The organism is Mycobacterium sp. E1214 (genome assembly GCF_001666755.1).
Classification (GTDB): Bacteria; Actinomycetota; Actinomycetes; order Mycobacteriales; family Mycobacteriaceae; genus Mycobacterium.
The window spans coordinates 1-1,478 of record NZ_LZJC01000105.1; the positions used below are offsets into that span (position 1 = coordinate 1).

General features: G+C 70.2%; 1 protein-coding gene. It reads left to right on the forward strand.

The genetic code is table 11. From position 1 onward, the window contains the following. The first annotated feature begins 225 nt into the window (after positions 1-225). On the forward strand, positions 226-1,194 hold the full coding sequence (locus A5700_RS14985) for a DUF3560 domain-containing protein (protein ID WP_068067785.1): 969 nt from the start codon (positions 226-228) through the stop codon (positions 1,192-1,194). The last annotated feature ends 284 nt before the right edge of the window (positions 1,195-1,478 follow it).

Below are 1,478 nucleotides of genomic sequence, written 5' to 3' on the forward strand. Positions count from 1 at the left end.
GGGGCCCGACCGGTCAACCCACGCCCGCGCCGAACTTCGCAGGCCGAGTGACCTTTTCGGCCCAATGCCAGCTCGCAACGGCGCTACGCGCCGGCGAGCGCGGGCCGAAAACCCTGCTGCGTTCGGCGCGGACTCTTCGGGGTTGACCGCCCACCCTCACCCGATTAACCGCTCCCCCAGCGCCGACCGGCGCAACAAGCACCATCCGAAACGGAGAACCACGTCATGACTATCGAGATCGTGCACAGCGCCGCCGAAGGCACTCTCGTTCACGGCACCACCCGTGGAGACGGCACCAACACCCTTCTCAAGGCCGCCGGCTTTCGCTGGTTCCGCACATTGGGGGTGTGGGGCATCGCCAGCAGCCGCGATCGCCAACCCAACCGGTACAAGATTCAGCGGGCGGCCGACGCGCTGCGCGCCGCCGGCCACACCGTCAGCGTCGACATCGACGACGCGCACCGGCCCACCGCCGAGGCCGAGGCCGACAGGGCGCAGCGCCAAGAGCACCGCGTCGACGCGCTCAACGCCAAAGCCGACCGCAAGGCGGCCGCAGCCGATGCGGCCTGGGAGACCGAACGCCGTGCCGTGGAGGCGCTGCCGCCCGACGGACAGCCGATTTTGATCGGCCATCACAGCGAGCGCCGGCACCGCAACGCGATCGCCCGGGCCCACGAGGCGACTCGCCGCGCGATCGATGCCACCGACCTCGCACACCACGCCAACAGACGGGCCGAGGCCGCGGCGTCGACCACCGCGCACCGGTACAACCCGATGACCGTGAAGAACCGCATCGAAAAGCTGCAGGCTGAGCAACGCGCCGATCAACGCACTCTCGATGGCCACCGCCGCGTCGTCGCCCGCAGCGCCACCCACGAATACGTCGACGAGTTCGGTCCCGCGACCGGGCCCTACCGCGACCAAGTGATCGCGCGCATGGCCCAACGCGGGGACGAGATCGTCTATTGGGGCGGCATTTACGCCGATCTGCAAGCATCCGGCGTTGCCAGCACACACAGCCGCGACAGCATCCGCAAAGGTGATCTCATCCAGTACCGCGGCCACTGGTACCCCGTCGTGCGGGTCAACCTGAAAACCGTGTCCGTTCGCCTACACGACGGCGCCTCGTGGACGAACACGATCGGATACCACGAGATCACCGGTCACCGGAGCGCAACCGCGGCCGACGCCTAACCACACCGCCCTGGGCCCGGCCAGCCTTCCCGGCAGCGGGGCGCTGGCCGGGCCCCCCTTTTTGTTCCGGTTGTGGTGGCGGCGGCGCGCCCCGCGCGGCCGCCGACGCGGCCCCCGGCGGGGGCCGAAATCCGTAGCCCCTCACCTTTTAGCCGTCAGCAGGGGTCGCAGCCTAATCGGGCGGGGGCCCGACCGGTCAACCCACGCCCGCGCCGAACGCAGCAGGGTTTTCGGCCCGCGCTCGCCGGCGCCGTAAGCGCGGTTGCGAGCTCGCATTGGGCCGA

Bases quoted from the DNA above. Each gene is read 5' to 3' on its own strand.
- A5700_RS14985 (WP_068067785.1), top strand. From the start codon at position 226: ATGACTATCGAGATCGTGCACAGCGCCGCCGAAGGCACTCTCGTTCAC.